General features: G+C 58.6%; 1 protein-coding gene. It reads left to right on the top strand.

Translation table 11 applies throughout. From position 1 onward, the window contains the following. On the top strand, positions 1-408 hold a 408-nt coding region (locus EEB11_RS19345), incomplete at both ends, for an integrase core domain-containing protein (RefSeq protein ID WP_135434219.1).

Here is a 408-nt window from a genome sequence, read left to right as displayed (position 1 = left end):
TGGAACGGGCCTGCCCAATCCGGATCAGGACGGTTTTGACCGATAATGGCAAGGAATTCACCGACCGCCTGTTTGGTCTGCGCAAACGCGAGGCCACCGGCAAGCACGAGTTCGACCAGCTCTGCGCAGACCTAGGAATCGAACACCGCCTCGCACCGCCGCAGCACCCTCAAACCAACGGGATGGTCGAACGCTTTAACGGCCGGATCGAGGAGGTGCTTCAATCCCACCACTTCCATTCAGGCGAGGAACTAGAAACCACGCTGCACCGCTACGTGCTGCTCTACAATCAGCAGCTTCCGCAGTCAGCCTTGGGCAGCAAGACGCCCTTGCAGGCGATGAGGGACTGGCACAAACTGAAACCGGAGGTGTTCAGGAAACAGCCATATCACCTTCCGGGATGTGACA

Origin of the sequence: Pseudotabrizicola sediminis, assembly GCF_004745575.1 — a bacterium.
GTDB classification, from domain to species: domain Bacteria; phylum Pseudomonadota; class Alphaproteobacteria; order Rhodobacterales; family Rhodobacteraceae; genus Pseudotabrizicola; species Pseudotabrizicola sediminis.
The sequence above is the reverse complement of the archived record's forward strand: the minus strand, read 5'-3'. Positions and strand labels throughout refer to the sequence as shown.